Origin of the sequence: Pseudomonas sp. 86_A, assembly GCF_017491705.1 — a bacterium.
GTDB lineage: Bacteria > Pseudomonadota > Gammaproteobacteria > Pseudomonadales > Pseudomonadaceae > Aquipseudomonas > Aquipseudomonas koreensis.
In genome coordinates this window covers 380,033-395,847 of sequence record NZ_JAFGYS010000001.1, presented here as the reverse complement: position 1 = coordinate 395,847, position 15,815 = coordinate 380,033, and the positions used below count along the sequence as shown (strand labels likewise).

The following is a 15,815-nucleotide window of genomic DNA, read 5'->3' as shown; positions in this document are numbered from 1 at the left end:
GCGCCTATCATGCGAAACCAGCGGAGCGGCGGCTTTTAATCGGCTTTAAAGAGGATGAAGAAAGCGCGGCCGCGAAGGAAAAGCCTGTTCTCTTGGCGCAAAGCATCGTAATTTACGCGCCATAACTACAAGGACGTTTGGGGGTTGAGTGGGAGCTTATCGTCTGCTGTTGGCCGTTCTTGTGGCCGTTTCTCATATGGGCAAAACGTTCTTGGGGCTAAACCCCGGAGTGGTTGCCGTGATTTCTTTTCTGATCATCAGCGGTTTCGTCATGACTTCGCTGATCGAGCGCAACTACAAGGCGCCGGAGAAAGTCGGCCTGTTCTACCTGGACAGGGCCTTGCGCCTTTATCCTCAGTTCCTTTTCTACTTCGCCGTCTCCTGCGCCGTGATCTATTTCCTGCTGCCCGGCACGCCTCAAGCGGCCGAGTTGACGCTGAGAAATATCGCCGCAAGCCTGCCGATGGTGCCGCTCGGGTTCTACATGTTTGGGGCCGCCGGGCAAGAAATCTTGCCTCCGGCTTGGTCGCTTGGGCTTGAGATGTGCTTCTACCTGGTGATCCCTTTCCTGATCATCTACAAGGCGCGTGGCGTTGCCTTTATCTTGTCCGTTGCCGTGTTCATGGCCGCATGTCTTGGCTTCATAAATACCGATCTGTACGGCTACCGCTTACTGCCGGGCGTCTTGTTCATGTTCCTGTGCGGCAGCTACCTGTACAAACCCCAGGCGAAGGGCCTAGCGATCGCTGCGGGCACCGCTTTGGCGGCGGCAGCGGTTTTCGTGGCAATCATGGCGGGGTTGATCGAACGCCGGCCTTTCAATGCCGAGGTGACCGCTGGCATAGCGCTGGGCATACCGGCCGTGTACTTGCTGACGAAACTCAAATTCCACCGGGTTGACGAGTTCCTCGGGAACATCAGTTACGGCGTGTTCCTGAATCACTTTGTGGTGATGTACTTCCTGCGCGCTTTCTGGCCGGTTGCCTACGATGGGCACATCGTTGCAACGGTGCTGGTTCTGTCGTTCCTGCTAAGCGGCGTTTCGTACTACTGCGTTGAGCAGCCGGCCTTGAAGCTTCGGCATGCGCTTCGGGCCGGTGCAAAGTTTGGCGTGGGTCAAGTGCGGGGCAGCGAAACAGCGGTTTAATGCGTGTGATGGTTGGAGTTGCCGCCGCCGTCGAGGACTGAACCCACGGCCTTGACGTTGCCTCCTACATCCAGATTGCCGGCAATCGTGAAATTGCCGGTCGCTTTAATGTCGGGGCTATCCAGAGTCACCAGCGGGGCCTTGACGGTCACCGGCATGCCGCATTGAACGTCGAGATTTTTGTCGCAGACGAGCTTGGTTTGCCCGACACACGCCAACGACATGACATGCGCGGCGCGGTTATAGGTGACGGTCGTCCCGTCACTGAAACGGACATAGTCCGTGTCTTCGTCCGTAACTGGGGGCGGTTCCTCGGTTGAGTAGACGCCGCCGAGGTACACGCCGCCTACGCCATCCGAGTCCAGCAATACCGCGACTTGCTCCCCCGGCTCAGGCATCAAGGGGCGGCGCTTCGTTCCCTGGGTATTACGCTGCGGAACGTTCAACCAGTAGCTTTCAACGCCGTCGCGGGCATCCAGCCGAACGCGTATCCGGCAGGTCAGGTAATCAACTTTGCTGACTTCGCCGTATTCCAGCTCGACGCCCATTATTTGCTCCCCATTGGTCATGCCACTGTTTCGTGCTGAATGCCGTAAGTCGACAGCGCGAGATCCGGCTTGATCTTGTCCGCCGTCAGCCCGATTGAGGGCGCCGACACGCGGCAGGTTGACGGCTCTACGGTGTAGCCGCCGCTCCTGGTCATTCGGTGCTGCGATGAGTTGATAAGGTAGTTGCCGCCCAACATGCCGGCGGCAATCAGGGTTACGACGTTACCGCTGAACAGGTTGGGCCGCCCCATGGACGACCAACTGCCGGTAGTTCTTTCGCGGTTCGCCTTGGCCAGCTCCGCTTTGGCCTTCGCTTTGGCCTCTTCCTCGGAAGCGCTGCGCTTGCGGCTTTTTTTGGTATCGCCGCTGGTGGTGCTTTTGCTCACGCTGCTGGGTACCGCAACGGTTTCGCCGTTTTCCATTTTGTAGGCCACCAGCTTCTTTTTCGCGGGGTCTTTGTGCTTGACCTCAGCGGCCTGCGGGATGTCCTTGATCTGGTCTTGCAAACTGATGCGGCTCAGATCCCCAAGGCTGAAGGTGGCGACGGGCGCTGCCTTGGCCAGCTCACTGATCGCGTGAAAGACCAGGCGCGGCCCCGTTACTTTGAAGGCGTAGTCGTATTCCCCAGCGAGATCCCGTAGAAATTCCAGATCCGAGTTTTGCTGAGTAAGCCGGTCGAGTTTGATTGGCTCGATGCTGCCAACGAGCTCCAACCCTTGGCGGACAGCGATCTGCTTGGCAACGGCATCAAGTGTGGTGTTTTCGTAGGCCCGGTGTTCCGTGGTTCGCAGGGAGGCTTTAACGCCGGTCGCCAGGCCGTCGATAGTCACGGTGAACGGCGGGCCGCTTAGCTCGACACGGTCAATCTCAAATCGGCCGACCGTTCGTGGTGATTGGCCCTCCCAACCGATAGCCAAACTCAACGTATCACCGTGACCTGGATACCACGCATCACGCCATTTGCCCTCAGAGTCCTCCAGTTCCACCGAAAGGCTGTCAGCCTGGCCAGTCAGGAAATCTGAGTAGGTCAACGACAACAAATGAACGCTCACATTTCTGGTGATGTTGCTCTGTTGGTAAGTGAGCACAAAACGAGCCTCGGGAACCTGAGCGGGGCTTATCGCATCCATGGGGGCAGATCCTCTGCAGAAGGCGCCGGCTCAAGTACCGGGATCGCCAGAGTCAAACCGGCGGGCAACGCGGCTGTAATCGGGACGTGTGGGTTTGCTTCGATGATCGGGATATACCGGAGGGCATCGCCGTAGTAGTGCCACGCTAATTGATCCCAGCGTTGGCCTTCGGTTGTGGTATGCGGAATGAACATCAAGCCCTCCTTGTGAGTACTTGCGCGGCCAACCCCGAAAGGCGAGCGCTGGCTCCGGTCATCTTGGTGAACGCCTGATCGAGCGACTCCTTGGAGGCGGAAAAACGTTCCACGATGTTGCCCAGGTCTACGGGGTTGAGGCTCGATCTGGCGCCCATGACCCCGCTGAGAACGTCTTCGCCGAGGCGCGAAAGATCGGCGCCATCGTTGAGCAGTCCCGCCATGTCTTTCAGCCCCTGCAGGGGCTCGATGGCGCGGGCAGTGACGCCCAACAACTGGGGCACCTGGCCAAGGATCATGGAGGGATTTCCGCTTTTGACCGTTTCGTACAGGTTCTGGCCGGCTTTCAAGATATTGCCGGCGGTTTTCGCGTGGCCCAGCACCATTTGCGTCGTACTGGGTGACGGCATCAGGCGCGAGAGTAAGCCGGGGGTTCCCGCCCCGGCGGCGGGTGTGCCCGTGACCGCCGGATCGAGCAAGCCGGGCCGGGCAACTTTCCGCGTAAACGCCCCGGTGTATTCCTTCAAGCTGATTTGCACCGTTGCGGCTTGTATTTGACCGACAGCCGTGGCGCGGCGGGTCGTGTTACTCAGGTTGACGATAACGTAGGGGCCAAGGTATTCGCCGCTGCCCATCACAAAGGCCAGAGGCTCATGCTTGCTCTTGGCAAGGCGTAACGCCCGCAGGCGCTCTTCGGGGTCGCCCAGCAACGGGTGCAGCTCGATGGTGAGGTTGCACTCATCCAGCCCCTCGCCAATCCACTCCAGCAGCGGCTTGCCCTGAATGCGCGCATGCTCGGCCCAGTCGGCTGAACCGCTCTGATCCATCCCGGTGACGCCGCCTGAAACGGTGAATTCGATGTCTCCCAAAATGGCGAACATTAAACGGTTACCTCATCTGACGCGCCGTAACTGAGGCGGCGTTTATCGCGCAGGAAACGCTCCATCATCCGCGTCCATTCGGCGTAACTGGCCTGCAAGCCCTGATTGATTTGATCCATACCAGCGCCGGCTGGCACGTTGATTTGAGGCGCAAACGTAAATTGCATTTGCCCACTGGCTCCGCCGGCTGCGCTATTCAGTGGCCCGCCTCCAGAGGGAGCCATCAGTCCGGCTCTGGAAACAGACGTTGGATTAGGCGGCGACATATCCACATTGGTCTGGGCCGCCATGCCAAGCGCGGCTTCGCGCACCAGGCCGGCTTGTGAACTGATGCCGATGGCGGCGCCTTCACTGATGTTTGCGCCGTACCCAATGAATACCCGGCTTGGCGATTGGATGCCGAGCTTCTCGGTGAACCAGCCTTGAATGGAGTCCCCGAACCCCAGCACCGTGTCCTTCAGCGAACCCGCCATGCTGGAGATGCCGTTGATCAAGCCGCTGATGATCATCCCGCCAAATTCGGAAAACTTGCCGGGCAACTCGAAACCGAAGTAATTCATTACCGCCGCGAAGGCGCGGTAAAACAGGCCGACCGGCGAGAAGTTGACGATTGTTGCCGTGATACCGGAAATCCCGCCGCTGAAACCCTGCTTGATCTCAGTCCACAAGCCGCTGACGAAGGTCTTGATCGGCCCCCAGTAGCGGTAGATCAGATATGCCGCGACGGCAATCCCGGTGATTGCCAGGCCAATGGGGTTCATCAGCAGCGCTCTGCCGAGCCAAAGAATGGCTTGGCCGGCGAGCTTCAATCCAAACAACAGTGTTCCGCCCAGTATCTTGCCCAGGAACAAACCGGCGCGCGCAAACATCATGAGCGGAGCGCCTACGGCCATACCCAACCCGCGCAGGAATAACCCGCTGTAACGGGCAACCTTGAGAAAACCGCTGCCGGCGCGAGCCAATCCCGTGATCAATGGAGTGAATTTGCCCGCCACCCACATCCCGCGCAGTAACGTCCACTTGGCAGACAGTGCGGTCACTGTAGTGGTCATAGCGGTGAATGGCGCCATTACCAGGTTGGCGCCATACGCCACGCCAATGATCGCCATTTTTCCAAGTAGCAGCCCGCCGACGAGGCCAACAACGCTTTTTATAAGTGCAGGGTTTTCGCTTGCCCATACTGAGAAAGAGCGCATGAGGGGAACAACTTCCCGGCTCACGTCAACAATCGCCGGCAACAGCGCATTGCCGACCGATATCCCAATGTCAGACAGGTTGATGCGCAGTTCTTTGAGCTGCTCCTTGGAGCTGCCCATGCGCTTCGCCCAATCCTGGTCGAGCACGCCTTTATCCGCCGCGTCCTTACTACCCTGTTTGATGCCGCCGAGATCCTTCTGGTTGGCCAGCGCCGGACGGACAAACGACAGCACCTGCTGATCGGCGAACAATTCACCGAGTTTGTAGGCTTCATCGAGCCGGGACAGTGCCGTCTCGCGCTCTTTCTGATCCTTGATGTCGAGCGCTTTGCTGTACGCCGCCGCTGCCGCCGGGCCCTTGGTGCCCAAATGCTTGGTCAAGATATTGATCATGGCCTCGGCGGGAGAAAGCCCCTCGCTGACCAGGTTCTTCATGCTACTTTTCAGATCGATGCCGGCCTTTTCGAAAGCCTTGATCGTCTCGGGCGCGGTGAGCTTTGAAAGGAAGTTCTTGAAGTTGTTGGCTGCCTCATCGTTAGTGCCGGCGCCCCGGCGGGCGATCTGTAGGGAAGCGCCGATTTCAGCGACTGCGCGTTCGCCAGTGATACCCAACGCGGCGAACTGGGGCGTCAGTTGAGGCAGCCACTTGGCCATGTCCGCCAGTTCGAATTGGCCACTTTTACCAGCGAACGCCAGCATGTTCATGGAGCGCTCAAGGCCGGCTGCGCCAATGTTCAAATTGTCATTCAGCGCGATGGCTACCGACCCGAGGTCGTTCATGCTTGCCCGCGTAGCCGTTGCCGTTTTAGCCATCACCGGGGCGTAGGCTTCCAGCTCTTTGACGTTGGAAATGCCGCCGGCAATCAGTACGGCCGTGCCCTTGGCCACGTCGGTTTGAGTCTGGTTCCACTTGATGGCGGCGCCGCGCATGACATCGCTGAGGCCTTTCTCTTGGGCTTCGTCAAAGCCGCCGGTAATAGCGATATCGCGGGTTTGGTCTTGAAAGTCGATGGCGGTACGCATCGACTGAACAATCGGCGCCCCAAGCGCTGCGCCCGTGCCGGCTACTTCCAGCGCCTGGCTGCGCAAATCCCCACGTTTGTTTTTCAGAGATTCGCCCCGAGCGATGCTCGCGGTGAGGCGATCCTGTTTAACTTTGAGCTGGTCAATCGCACGCCCGACCTGGTCATATTGCCGGCGAAGGCGCTCGATGCCCGTGCCGCCCTTCGCAAGCGCGGCAGACAGTTCGGTGCCGATGAGTTTTTGCTTAGCGGAGAGGCCATCAGTGGCCCGGCCAAGCTGTTGAACGGTCGATTTCGCCGATCCAAAAGCCGCGCTGAGGCTGCCGGACACGACCGCGCCGATCTTTAGTCCAACCAGTACTTCGTTAGCCATAAAGTTTGCTACGCTATGGGCATGATTGAAAAAGCCGCTTTACGCACCGCCAAGACTCTGTACGCACTCGCCATCGGCGCCGGTGTGATCTGGCTCGCCTGGCTTTGCCTGGCTCACCTGCCGCTGTGGGCTGCGGTTGTCGTGTTCTGCATTGGCTTGCCATTACTGGCTTCGGTTGCCGCCCCTATCGCAGCGGGCGGCGCTTGGTTGGCGGGTCTGGCGGTTGGCTTGGCCGCATTCATTGGCCGTTCGCTTTATCGGCGAGTTCGATCCGCCGGTTGATCTCACGCCTGCAGGTCTCTACCCAACGCCAATACTCCGCCATGTCCAGCCGCCTGATTTCAGACGGCTGGAACCTCAGCACCAGCACCAGTGCTTCGTCCCAAGACTCCAGCAAGGTCTCCTCCGCTAGCCATTTCCCGCAACACCTCGGTGGCTAACTTCGAATCGGCAATATCGAACTCGCCAAGATCTTCCAGAGTGACACCCAGCATCTTTGCGATAAGCAAATCTTCCATCGCGCCTTCATCTTTCGTAACGGCTTGAGCGGCGGTGATGTCTTTGCGCTTCAGGCGCTTGATCGGCAATTTTTTGATCGTGTTGCCGTCGCCGCTTTTGACAGGGAATTTGAGGATGAAGCTGAGTTCGTCGGCCATTTTTATTGCTCCAGGAGAACCATGTTTTAGGAGCCCTGATGATGGCAACCGATGAATACGCTGGCTTTTAATCGACTTTAAAGAGAGGATCGAAACGGGCCTTGGTTGCGCCCAAAAAACACTTTGAGAAGGACTACTACAGTGTCGAATGCGAACAAATTCAATGAAGTGATAGATCAAATAATGCGCCAGTTGATTGATGCCTGCCCCGAACCAGTAACTATTGGCCTCAATCTTACGAGCAAAACGTTGGTCAACGGCGAATGGGTTGCGCGCGACACCCGAAGCGTCGAGGAGCAACGTTATCAACGCAACTGCATTGATTGGCTAAGGAGTGAGGGGTTGATTCGCGGAGCGGATCAGTACGTTGTTACTCTTAAAGGGATGGAGCTTTTCAAGGCGCTTCCCGAGTGCATAAAGAATTGATTGTGGGCATCGATACAAAAGAAGAAGGCCGCTAAAAAGCGGCCTTCTTTGTTTCTACACTTAAGCTTGCCCGATGTTCTGTCGGTACTTGGCCAACTGATCCTGCCCGCCAACCTTGAAGATATTGGCCAGCCAATCCAGCAATACGATTTCCTGCCCATTCAGCACCTGCCGCACGTAGGTTGCCGAAAACGGGGTTTCGTACTTGGTCGGATCTCGCGGCTTGTGGCCCCCGAGCTGGTACTCCTTGCCGGTGATGGTCATCGTGGTAACCAGCGGCAGCTCCTCAACGAGGCCGGCGCTGTTGAACACCTGGACGTTGTTGCGGCACTGCAACTGGACGCTTTTAAACGGCGTCACAAGCTTACTGGCCGCCTCGTAATACAGGCTGTTCCAGACGAACTTGCCCTCCAGCTTGTCGATGCCGTCCGGCAGCTCGATCAGGCCGACCATCCCAAGCCCCTGAAAGTCGCTGGTCACGGTTTTGATGGAGCCGAGGTCGACCTCTTCCAGTTTGCCGAAGAAGCTTGCGCCGTCGAGGTAGACGTTGGCGTTGGAGATGCGGTGAGCGCTGAAGCCGGCCATTACTGAGCCCCCAGGTTGACCAGGTATTCCCCGGTGATTTCGGTTTCAAAAGTGCCGCGTTCGAACGGCAACGGAATGCCCAGCTTGTAACTGAACAGCACATGGCCCAGTTCCAGCTCGGTTTGCGGATTGCGGGCCGGGTCATACCAGCACTCGCCGCCAAGCAGCGCCTCGTCGCCGATCAGTTTGCGAAACAGCAGGTTCACGCTCTCGGTGATGCTGGTAGTCAGCGACGTGGTCACGGGCTGGTCGACAAACTGGAGGGAGCTGTAGCGGATCGATTCATCGATGACGTCCTTGGTTCGCCGGACGTTTTCGAAGTTGCGCATGTGGGTCACGGTCGGCCAAGCCGCCGTCCGGTTGCCCCACAGGCGCAGGCCGGTTCCGAAGGAGTTGAAAACGGTCGTGATGCCGTTTTCGTTCAGCAGGTTGACATCGCTCGACGGGTCATCGATCCGCGCACTGAGTGGGCGCTCCAACCCGATAACGCCGATCAACTCCTGGTTGGAACTGCTCCACCAATAGCCCTTGTCGTTATCGACCTTGGCCCGCAGACCGGCGGCGCGGATCGACAACGGTTGCAGCCGCGTGCCATCGGTTACCGCGTCGTACACCTTCACATGCGGATAGCAAAGTCGCACACGGTCGCTGCTGGTGTTGAAGTTGATAGTCCCGGACGGCCCGCGCCCCGCGATGACCTGCTGAACGGTGGTTCCGATTGGGGCGTCGATGTACGCAACGCCGCCGACCTGGGTCGCGGAAGCGATCAGTTCCACGCTTACCGAATTGAGGGTGCTGAAGCCAGGCGCAATGAAGATTTTCCCGAAGTAGCCCAGCAGGTTGTAGCTGTCCTGAAACGCCTTCAAACCGGTGCGTTTCCCTGCGAGGGTGACGCTGCCGATGATATCGGCCGGCGTGACCTTGCTCGGGTCTGCGTAGGCGTAATCAGCTTTGACCGGGCCGTTAACCGGTATCGTGCCGGTGGACAAACGCTTTACCCGGCCGGTCAACATGTCGATGGAGTAGTCGGTGTCTTTGGCGTAGGTGTTCGTGCCCTCGGGCGACTTGAGCGTCAGTGTTTGGATCGCGCCGTGTTCCAGCTGCAGGAGATCGTTGTCGTTGAACGAGCGCTCTTGGCCTACGACACTGGTGCGGTGAATGGCGGGGTCGAGAACGTTTACGACCAGCACCGTGCCGGCGCCAAAGTCATAAATGCCTTCAAGGGCTTCCGGGATACTGAAACCGGGGAGGTGCGAGCCGAACTGGGCGCCGTCAATCTCGTTCAGAGATTGGATCAGTTGATTGACCGGCCCGGTAGGCGCGGTGCCGACCAGGGCAATGACGGCGGATTTGACCACCTTGATCGGGCGCGGGCCGCGTTCGACTTCCAGCGTTTCGATACCGTGCAGATAGTTGGCTGCCATCGGGCCTTACTCCTTTTCGATTTTTTGAGGCGCGGGAGAAACTTTGGCGGCGGCCTTCGTTTCGGGCGCAAGCGGTTCCAGATGTTGGAGTTCCAACAGCACCTGGGTGTATTCGTGATCGGCCGGCAACTTGACGGACTTGCCCGGCGACAATTGCACCTCCAACAACTCACGCTGTACGCCAACCCGGAGGGTGGCGGCGCTCTGAGGGCCTTTGTAGAGGTAACGGGACAGGGTCATTGCATTTCCTCAAATCGGGGTTCGGTCAAAAGTGGCCCGCTCTCCGGGGCCACGAATTGAAGTTGTGTGGAGCGCGTGGCGAAGTCCTGGGCGTACTGCCAAACGCCGTTCATATGGCCGATGAAATGTTCGAAAACCGGGCGGCACGCCTGGTCGCAATGTGGGGCGCGCCATCCGGTAAGGCAGGTTCGGATGCGGTCGAGATACGGAATGACGCCGTCCTTGCCGTTCAGTTGGCGGAATACCAATGTCAGTCGAACCGTCATGCTTCGGGCCTGGAACACCGCATCCGTGCTTTCCGAACCAGCAAAGCTGGATCTGCCGTAAGCCAACAAAATCGCGCCTCGGGGGTGATTCAACCGGTACTGGAGCGGGTTCTCGGGGAACAGCTCGACCATCAGCTCTTCGCTGAAGGCCGCCCGCAAACGCTCAAGCATTGCCTCCATCAATTGCTCGGTTTGGGTTTTGGCCGGCGCTTCGTCCATCAGTAGCGCCCCCACGTTTCCGCATCGAACTGCTGCTTGCGCACCCGGACGCGAATCTCGCCCGGCTCCGGCGCGGCTTGGCCTGTGGGCATGCCCAGCGTGACCACGCCGTCCCGGATGCTTTCCAGCAACTTGATGGTGTCTTTGCGGCTGTCCTTCACCGCATCGGGCAACGCGCCCTCGGGGCGGCGCTGGTACAACCAATGCCGCGCCAGATACACCACTGCGTCCCGCAGCACGGTCGGCACCGGATCGAGCGGCAGGTTGTAGCGGCCCCGAAGGTAGCCATCCACCAACTCTTCCGCCTGCCGCACGCCGTCCTCGATCACGTTTTCGTTGGGCGACATGGCGGCCGGGTCATCGTTGGAGAGTTGAATCAGCGTCATCTCCGGGATGGCATTGCCTATATCGGCGCGGGTGCAGTAGCGCATGGGTTAGCCCGCCTTCAGCTCGACCAGGGCCTCGGGGAACAGGCACATGGCCAACGGGTTAGCCTGGGCTTCCAGATCCCAGCCTTTGCCCATCTTCCGTTCCTCGGCCTTGCTGTAGAACGGCTGGCCGATGGTGTTGACGGTTTCGTTGTAGTTCGCCGGGGCGTTGAACATGCGGAACACGCCACGGGCCACCGGGAATACCTGGGCAATGTCGGCAGGAATGAAACGCTGCCCGCTGACGGTGACGTCGTACTCGATGAACTCGATGCCGCCGAAGGTAAAGCCCGAGCGCACATCGCCGCCGAGGCGATCCTGCGCCTCCTGGTAGTTAGCGAATGCGGCTTTGACCTTTTCATGATCGATCATCGCATCGAACCAATCCGGGCCGCACAGTGCGCGAAAACCCGTGACCATCACGCCGCCGAGTTTGGACTCGGAATAACGTTTGGCGTCGAGGCACGCTTTGCGCACGTTGGTACCGGCGTTGCCCAGCGCCACGGTGATTTTCTTCTGACTGACTTCGAATTCTTTGTAGAGGTCGGTGATGACTTCGCCGTCCGCGTCCAGCAGTTTTCCGCGCAGTGCGCCCACGCGCTGGAATTCACGGGTGGCTTCAATGCTGTTTTTCAGCTCCTGCAGGTTGTCATTGATCACCGTCGCCACCGGCGCGGTGGCGGACTCCTGGCCGAACGCTGCAACGCCCTGCAGTTGGCTTGGCAGGATCGGCCGGTTGAGCGGCAGGTGCAGGGTTTCGAACGTTTTGCGTTTACGTTTGCTGCCCTTGATGGGGGCCGGGTCATCATTGCGTGAGGTGTTGGGCACCAGCACCAGGCGGCCCTCGCGCTCATCGATAATGACGCTGGTGCTGGTGACGCCTTTTTCATCGAACAGCCCCATCGCGCCGACTTTGCCGGGGATCGAGGGGAGCTTGTTCACGGCGGCGGTGAGGTTGGCGACGCTGAACATGTCTTGCAGATTCATGGACTACTCCAGATCAGAGGGCCGCACGGGCAACGATGCCCAGGGCGTTGAGTTCATCGAGGGCGGTAGCCTTCTGAGCTTCGGTGACGCTCGCCGGCCAGGTCAGTTCAGCGGACTCAATGACGGCGCCACGCGAGACCACTACGCCCGGCTTATCCCCGGCAGTGGCGTCCACCGCTTCAATCAGCACCGCCACGGTTTTTTTAGCCGCGCCGGTGCCGGCAAAATCAAGCGCCTGGTATTTACCGGACACCTTCGCCAGCACTTGGCCGAACGCATAGTTCGCCCCGCCCAGCAGCGTGATCTTGTCCTTCGTCCAGCCGGGGCAGACTTCGACCAGCAGCAAATCGCCCGGATCTTTCGGTTGGTTAAACGTGGCCATGGGGCCTCCTATCATTTGTTGCGGGCTTCGGCGTCGGCCAGCAGTGGGTTTTTGGTTTCGGGAACGGTCTTACCGGCGCGCTGCTTGGTGGCGATTTCGGCGAAGCTCACGCCGCCGGCCAGGTCAGCGAAGATCGCCTTCAAGCCGTCGACCAACGGCTCGCGGGCGTCCTCTTCGCCGAACTCCAGCGGTGTTTCGCTGGCCTCGGCGTAGTCCAGTGCCGCGATCACCGCCGGGGCGTGAACCGGCTTCATGCCTGCCTTCACCAGGCTCTCGGCGAACTCAACGTTCGCGGCGTGAATCGAGTCCTGCGCGGCTTGGCGGGCATCCTTGTCGCGCTTGGCGATGTCGGCCTTCAGGCGTTTGTTTTCCGCAGCCAAGGCGGCTGGGTCTTTGTCGGACATGCTGGTTACCTCTGTGGGCTGGTTGGGTTCGGAGAAAGCGGGCTGAGCGCCCGGTTCGGGCTGGCGGGCAATTTCGGCGAGGCTTTCAATGGCCCACGACGGGGCCACTTGGTCGGCGGTTTCCTTGTCGAACTTGCCGATGAACCATTCGCGCAGGCGGCGCCACATGTCCGAGTTGAGTTCGTGGCCGTAGTCGCCAAACTCGACGACGCCTTCCTCGGCGTCGGCCAGCTCAATCGGGCGCAGGCCTTTTACTGACGGCGGCTGAGCGCCGAGGAAGCCGACGTGGCGCAGGTAATACACGCCCGGCACCGGGTTGTTGGCGGCATCGGGGTGATAGAACGAGGCGGAAATTTTCTTGTAGCTGCCCTTGGCTACCAGCTCGGCAAAGGCCGGGTCGACCTGTTGCGGTTCTGCGACCAGGCCACTTGGGGTAACGGCCAGCGACTTCACCCAGCCGGCCGCTGGGGCGTCATGCTTCGGGTGTCCGATGACCATCGGGGCTTCGTGCAAGGCCGGGTCATACGCGCTTACAGTGGCGGCCAAATCAGACTCGCTAAAGTCGATTCGGGCGCCGTTCATGGCGGTATGACTGCCGGGCTTGAAGATGTGCAGTGGTTTCATGGCTGTGCGCTGCGTGGAGGTGATGCGCACAGACTGGGCCAATCATCCGCCCAGGACTTTTAATCGAGTTTAAAGAGTCAGGAACCCGGAGCTAACCAGCCGCCCTTCGCAGGGTGATAGGCTGGTTGCAATGCTTCATGGGTTAAACACAACGTAAAGGGATCGACAGTGGACAAATTGACTACCCCACGCGGTGAAAGCAAAGGCCCGAGATCACGGCTGATCAAGATTGCTGAAGTTGTTGGGAAGGTTGGAGTAAGCGCAGTACCGATTCCGCCTCTGGTTTCAGAGGTAGCGAAATTAGGGCTAGAAAAAATATTTGCCTATGTCCGTCAACGGGATGAGCAGCGCATCCTAGAGTTTTATCGTGCATTCCTTTACAGGAATGAATTGCCAGACGCAGACATCCTTGAGACGGAAATAGAGGAGAGCAATTTCCATGCGCTGCTAAACGCTTGCGTCTCTGATATCGAAGAGGAGAAAACCGTCCCGTACGCAAATCTCACCAGGTCAATTGCATTAGGTCGGGTAAGCCCAGAGCTGCGACGACATTTCATACTCACGCTCAAAGACCTTTCTTGGGAGGAGCTAGATCTACTGAGAAGAATTTACGTGGTGACTACGCATCCAGTTATCCCTAAGAGGGGCAAAGACTTTGACGTAACTCACTTACTTACCTACCACCCGAGTCAAATATCCGAAACTCTTGCAGTTGCGAACCTGAAAACCAAGGGAATGATAGAGGACGAAAAACTCTCAAGCGCCGGTAGCAGCTTTGTCACCGCCTGTTCTAATGAGCACGATCTTGAGCCAGGTATTTACGACTACAAGGTTTGGTCAGGCTTCACATGCTTGATACTGACTTTGAACGGCAAGCGTTTCAGCCCCGCTGAAGGCGAAATGCTTGCAGCAACATTGAGATCTGCCTGCATCCACTCCCACTCGGTGTCAGCGGTAGGTGGGTTTGAGGGAATGGGCGATAACCTGTTGTCTCGCGTGAGCACGAATTGCTGCGTGATGTTGATAGGCCAGGAATTTGAGGTCACACCGGCCAGCTTGGAAGCGATTTCAAAGATTGCAGATACAAGGCCTGTCGTTCTAGTGCTTAGCAACCGAGAGGCCATCAATGAGGAACCTTTCACGCGGTTGCCCAGCATTAGAAGGGATCTGAATGATGGAGATGCCTGGAGAGTAGGAGCTGTAAATTTGCTAATCGAGGAGATAAACAAGCGAGGTCTAGTGAAGGAGGCCAATGAGTAGCGCATGATGCCGTACTGAAGGGGTTTATAAAGCGTTTACAGCACTTTTTCCTTGCAAGGTTCGATGCACCGCAGCCGTAACAGCACCAGAGGCCTTCTGGCGCGGTTACAGGCGTGCGGCCTTTTGCAGATGATGCAGGGCCAGTTCAAGGATCGCTTCCTCCGCTTCAGGCTGAATAACGCCCTCGGCGTCCATCGGCAAGAACGGCCGGCTCGGGATGTCTCCCCACAAATGCGGGAAATCCGATTTGTCCCCGCCGAAGTGCATCATCGCCGCGTAAGGTTTGTTGCTGCCGACCAGCGCGGAGCTTTCGGTTGCGGCGCTGGTCACAGATGCCGCCAATCCCGCCGAACTGATCTGCAGGATCTGGCCGGGCCAGTTGCCGCTTTTTTCCCGGCGCTCGGTGGTGACATCCGACAAGTCCGCCCAGTCTGGCCGGCCCTCGCTTTCAAAGTTCTCCTCGGTTTGGCTCAGCAGCTCGGCAGCGGTGCTGCGCATCAACGGCGCAAGATCCCCGACCGCCCATTCAACTTTGCGCAATGCGTTCTGCAGGCGCTGGTGATCCAATTCAACGGTGAACATGATGCGCCTCCTATGCGGCCGCTTCTTTGCGCTTCAACGCCTCGGCCAGCCCAGTGCCTGGCGCGTGGTTGAAGCCCGGATCTGTGCGGAACGTAATGGCCCGAACTTCGGCGTCAGTGGTACGCAGGCCGGTAACCGTGGCCGTTCTGATTTCGCCGGTACGTTTGTCCGTTCCGGTCTCGACGGTTTCGGTGAATGAGCGGCCGGCGCTCGAAACGACTTTCAGGCCTCGACGTTTGACGGCCGCCTCGGTCAATGCAACCACGCGGCAACGGCAGTTGAACCCGTTGGGCGGGAAGATCGCCGACCAGATTGGGTCATCGTGCCGGAACACCTGGCCGTGTAGCGCCCGGTGACTTGGCCGGGTCTTGCCGTCTAGGATGGCCACATACATCCAGTACGGGTGCGTCTCGGTGGTTTGCTCCATCTCCGCCTTGCGGCCGGCCATGTATGCGCTTTGCAGATTGGTCTGATAGATCGTCTTGAGCCGGCGCGGGCTGCCCAGCTGCACCAGCTCGCCAACACCTTCGCTATCAACGATGACCTGTTGCCCCCACCAGCCCTGGGCTTCCAGCGTTGGCTGCATATTGGTGATGAACTGCTTGAGGGTCTGGCCCTCCTGAAGCGCCGTCTCCAGCGCGGCCCGAATGTCCGACAGCAGATCGAGGCGCATAGCCTTGGCAACGGTGAATGCCTGGTCATGCGCCTGGTCGAGCATCTCTTGCCAGTTCCAGGTGACCGCGTAGCCCTTGAACTTGAGGTAAGCGATAGCCTTTTCCGGCTCAAGGCCAAACACGGCTTTGAGGTCGGCGGGGCTGAGGCGTTTATCGGAAGCGGCCAT

The 15,815-nt window shown here is 58.8% G+C and carries 20 protein-coding genes; 4 read left to right on the top strand and 16 right to left on the bottom strand.

Translation table 11 applies throughout. The features are described from left to right. The first annotated feature begins 148 nt into the window (after window positions 1-148). Window positions 149-1,147 (top strand): acyltransferase, encoded by a 999-nt coding sequence (locus J5M57_RS01925; protein ID WP_207848877.1) that lies wholly within the window; start codon window positions 149-151, stop codon window positions 1,145-1,147. On the opposite strand, the gene J5M57_RS01920 is transcribed toward J5M57_RS01925, so the two are convergent. Genes J5M57_RS01920 through J5M57_RS01900 form a run of 5 tightly spaced genes read right to left on the bottom strand, consistent with a single transcriptional unit; the run spans window position 1,144 to window position 6,491 of the window. Then, window positions 1,144-1,695: a phage baseplate assembly protein V gene (locus J5M57_RS01920; protein ID WP_207848878.1), complete on the bottom strand. Its 552-nt coding sequence runs from the start codon at window positions 1,693-1,695 to the stop codon at window positions 1,144-1,146. The genes J5M57_RS01925 and J5M57_RS01920 overlap by 4 nt on opposite strands. 17 nt (window positions 1,696-1,712) lie before the next feature. Next, entirely contained in the window at window positions 1,713-2,825 is a 1,113-nt protein-coding gene (locus J5M57_RS01915) for a late control protein D (RefSeq protein WP_207848879.1), read from the bottom strand. Beyond that, a complete protein-coding gene (locus J5M57_RS01910; RefSeq protein ID WP_207848880.1) occupies window positions 2,813-3,019 on the bottom strand; it encodes a tail protein X in 207 nt (68 codons plus the stop codon). The genes J5M57_RS01915 and J5M57_RS01910 overlap by 13 nt, the downstream gene beginning before the upstream one ends. Next, entirely contained in the window at window positions 3,019-3,900 is an 882-nt protein-coding gene (locus J5M57_RS01905) for a phage tail protein (protein WP_207848881.1), read from the bottom strand. The genes J5M57_RS01910 and J5M57_RS01905 overlap by 1 nt, the downstream gene beginning before the upstream one ends. Further along, window positions 3,900-6,491 (bottom strand): phage tail tape measure protein, encoded by a 2,592-nt coding sequence (locus tag J5M57_RS01900; protein ID WP_207848882.1) that lies wholly within the window; start codon window positions 6,489-6,491, stop codon window positions 3,900-3,902. The genes J5M57_RS01905 and J5M57_RS01900 overlap by 1 nt, the downstream gene beginning before the upstream one ends. Before the next feature lie 15 nt (window positions 6,492-6,506). Here J5M57_RS01900 and J5M57_RS01895 point away from each other — a divergent pair, with 15 nt between their 5' ends. After that, window positions 6,507-6,773: a hypothetical protein gene (locus tag J5M57_RS01895; RefSeq protein WP_243435184.1), complete on the top strand. Its 267-nt coding sequence runs from the start codon at window positions 6,507-6,509 to the stop codon at window positions 6,771-6,773. Window positions 6,774-6,832: 59 nt separating this feature from the next. On the opposite strand, the gene J5M57_RS01890 is transcribed toward J5M57_RS01895, so the two are convergent. Then, complete coding sequence (locus J5M57_RS01890; RefSeq protein ID WP_207848883.1) at window positions 6,833-7,147, bottom strand: phage tail assembly protein; 315 nt, start codon at window positions 7,145-7,147, stop codon at window positions 6,833-6,835. A 183-nt stretch (window positions 7,148-7,330) separates the two neighbouring features. Between J5M57_RS01890 and J5M57_RS01885 the strand changes: the two genes are divergently transcribed. Next, window positions 7,331-7,573, top strand: coding sequence for a hypothetical protein (locus J5M57_RS01885; RefSeq protein ID WP_207848884.1), 243 nt, complete (start codon window positions 7,331-7,333; stop codon window positions 7,571-7,573). A 60-nt stretch (window positions 7,574-7,633) separates the two neighbouring features. Here J5M57_RS01885 and J5M57_RS01880 read toward each other — a convergent pair whose 3' ends face one another. The 8 genes from J5M57_RS01880 to J5M57_RS01845 are packed head-to-tail and all read right to left on the bottom strand — an operon-like array spanning window position 7,634 to window position 13,132. Next, window positions 7,634-8,158, bottom strand: coding sequence for a phage major tail tube protein (locus J5M57_RS01880; protein ID WP_207848885.1), 525 nt, complete (start codon window positions 8,156-8,158; stop codon window positions 7,634-7,636). Next, complete coding sequence (locus tag J5M57_RS01875; RefSeq protein WP_207848886.1) at window positions 8,158-9,582, bottom strand: phage tail sheath subtilisin-like domain-containing protein; 1,425 nt, start codon at window positions 9,580-9,582, stop codon at window positions 8,158-8,160. The genes J5M57_RS01880 and J5M57_RS01875 overlap by 1 nt, the downstream gene beginning before the upstream one ends. A gap of 6 nt (window positions 9,583-9,588) precedes the next feature. Further along, window positions 9,589-9,822: a hypothetical protein gene (locus J5M57_RS01870; RefSeq protein ID WP_207848887.1), complete on the bottom strand. Its 234-nt coding sequence runs from the start codon at window positions 9,820-9,822 to the stop codon at window positions 9,589-9,591. Next, entirely contained in the window at window positions 9,819-10,307 is a 489-nt protein-coding gene (locus tag J5M57_RS01865) for a Gp37 family protein (RefSeq protein ID WP_207848888.1), read from the bottom strand. Before J5M57_RS01865 ends, J5M57_RS01870 begins: the two co-directional genes overlap by 4 nt. After that, entirely contained in the window at window positions 10,307-10,738 is a 432-nt protein-coding gene (locus tag J5M57_RS01860) for a DUF1320 domain-containing protein (protein WP_207848889.1), read from the bottom strand. The genes J5M57_RS01865 and J5M57_RS01860 overlap by 1 nt, the downstream gene beginning before the upstream one ends. A 3-nt stretch (window positions 10,739-10,741) precedes the next feature. Then, on the bottom strand, window positions 10,742-11,722 hold the full coding sequence (locus J5M57_RS01855) for a major capsid protein (protein ID WP_207848890.1): 981 nt from the start codon (window positions 11,720-11,722) through the stop codon (window positions 10,742-10,744). A 13-nt stretch (window positions 11,723-11,735) separates the two neighbouring features. Continuing rightward, window positions 11,736-12,104, bottom strand: a complete 369-nt coding sequence (locus J5M57_RS01850; RefSeq protein ID WP_207848891.1) for a head decoration protein — start codon at window positions 12,102-12,104, stop codon at window positions 11,736-11,738. Between the two features lie 11 nt (window positions 12,105-12,115). Beyond that, the gene (locus J5M57_RS01845) at window positions 12,116-13,132 is read right to left on the bottom strand and encodes a phage protease (protein ID WP_207848892.1); all 1,017 of its coding nucleotides are present in this window, start codon (window positions 13,130-13,132) and stop codon (window positions 12,116-12,118) included. 168 nt (window positions 13,133-13,300) lie between these two features. On the opposite strand from J5M57_RS01845, the gene J5M57_RS01840 reads away from it, so the two are divergent. After that, window positions 13,301-14,392, top strand: a complete 1,092-nt coding sequence (locus tag J5M57_RS01840) for a hypothetical protein (RefSeq protein WP_207848893.1) — start codon at window positions 13,301-13,303, stop codon at window positions 14,390-14,392. 105 nt (window positions 14,393-14,497) lie between these two features. Here J5M57_RS01840 and J5M57_RS01835 read toward each other — a convergent pair whose 3' ends face one another. Together J5M57_RS01835 and J5M57_RS01830 are read right to left on the bottom strand one after the other, a co-directional pair. Next, entirely contained in the window at window positions 14,498-14,974 is a 477-nt protein-coding gene (locus tag J5M57_RS01835) for a phage virion morphogenesis protein (protein WP_207848894.1), read from the bottom strand. A 10-nt stretch (window positions 14,975-14,984) separates the two neighbouring features. Beyond that, window positions 14,985-15,815 (bottom strand): phage minor head protein, encoded by an 831-nt coding sequence (locus J5M57_RS01830; protein ID WP_207848895.1) that lies wholly within the window; start codon window positions 15,813-15,815, stop codon window positions 14,985-14,987.

Bases quoted from the DNA above. Each gene is read 5' to 3' on its own strand.
- J5M57_RS01920 (WP_207848878.1), bottom strand. From the start codon at position 1,695: ATGGGCGTCGAGCTGGAATACGGCGAAGTCAGCAAAGTTGATTACCTG.
- J5M57_RS01915 (WP_207848879.1), bottom strand. From the start codon at position 2,825: ATGGATGCGATAAGCCCCGCTCAGGTTCCCGAGGCTCGTTTTGTGCTC.
- J5M57_RS01910 (WP_207848880.1), bottom strand. From the start codon at position 3,019: ATGTTCATTCCGCATACCACAACCGAAGGCCAACGCTGGGATCAATTA.
- J5M57_RS01905 (WP_207848881.1), bottom strand. From the start codon at position 3,900: ATGTTCGCCATTTTGGGAGACATCGAATTCACCGTTTCAGGCGGCGTC.
- J5M57_RS01900 (WP_207848882.1), bottom strand. From the start codon at position 6,491: ATGGCTAACGAAGTACTGGTTGGACTAAAGATCGGCGCGGTCGTGTCC.
- J5M57_RS01895 (WP_243435184.1), top strand. From the start codon at position 6,507: ATGGGCATGATTGAAAAAGCCGCTTTACGCACCGCCAAGACTCTGTAC.
- J5M57_RS01890 (WP_207848883.1), bottom strand. From the start codon at position 7,147: ATGGCCGACGAACTCAGCTTCATCCTCAAATTCCCTGTCAAAAGCGGC.
- J5M57_RS01885 (WP_207848884.1), top strand. From the start codon at position 7,331: ATGCGCCAGTTGATTGATGCCTGCCCCGAACCAGTAACTATTGGCCTC.
- J5M57_RS01880 (WP_207848885.1), bottom strand. From the start codon at position 8,158: ATGGCCGGCTTCAGCGCTCACCGCATCTCCAACGCCAACGTCTACCTC.
- J5M57_RS01875 (WP_207848886.1), bottom strand. From the start codon at position 9,582: ATGGCAGCCAACTATCTGCACGGTATCGAAACGCTGGAAGTCGAACGC.
- J5M57_RS01870 (WP_207848887.1), bottom strand. From the start codon at position 9,822: ATGACCCTGTCCCGTTACCTCTACAAAGGCCCTCAGAGCGCCGCCACC.
- J5M57_RS01865 (WP_207848888.1), bottom strand. From the start codon at position 10,307: ATGGACGAAGCGCCGGCCAAAACCCAAACCGAGCAATTGATGGAGGCA.
- J5M57_RS01860 (WP_207848889.1), bottom strand. From the start codon at position 10,738: ATGCGCTACTGCACCCGCGCCGATATAGGCAATGCCATCCCGGAGATG.
- J5M57_RS01855 (WP_207848890.1), bottom strand. From the start codon at position 11,722: ATGAATCTGCAAGACATGTTCAGCGTCGCCAACCTCACCGCCGCCGTG.
- J5M57_RS01850 (WP_207848891.1), bottom strand. From the start codon at position 12,104: ATGGCCACGTTTAACCAACCGAAAGATCCGGGCGATTTGCTGCTGGTC.
- J5M57_RS01845 (WP_207848892.1), bottom strand. From the start codon at position 13,132: ATGAAACCACTGCACATCTTCAAGCCCGGCAGTCATACCGCCATGAAC.
- J5M57_RS01835 (WP_207848894.1), bottom strand. From the start codon at position 14,974: ATGTTCACCGTTGAATTGGATCACCAGCGCCTGCAGAACGCATTGCGC.
- J5M57_RS01830 (WP_207848895.1), bottom strand. From the start codon at position 15,815: ATGGCCGCTTCCGATAAACGCCTCAGCCCCGCCGACCTCAAAGCCGTG.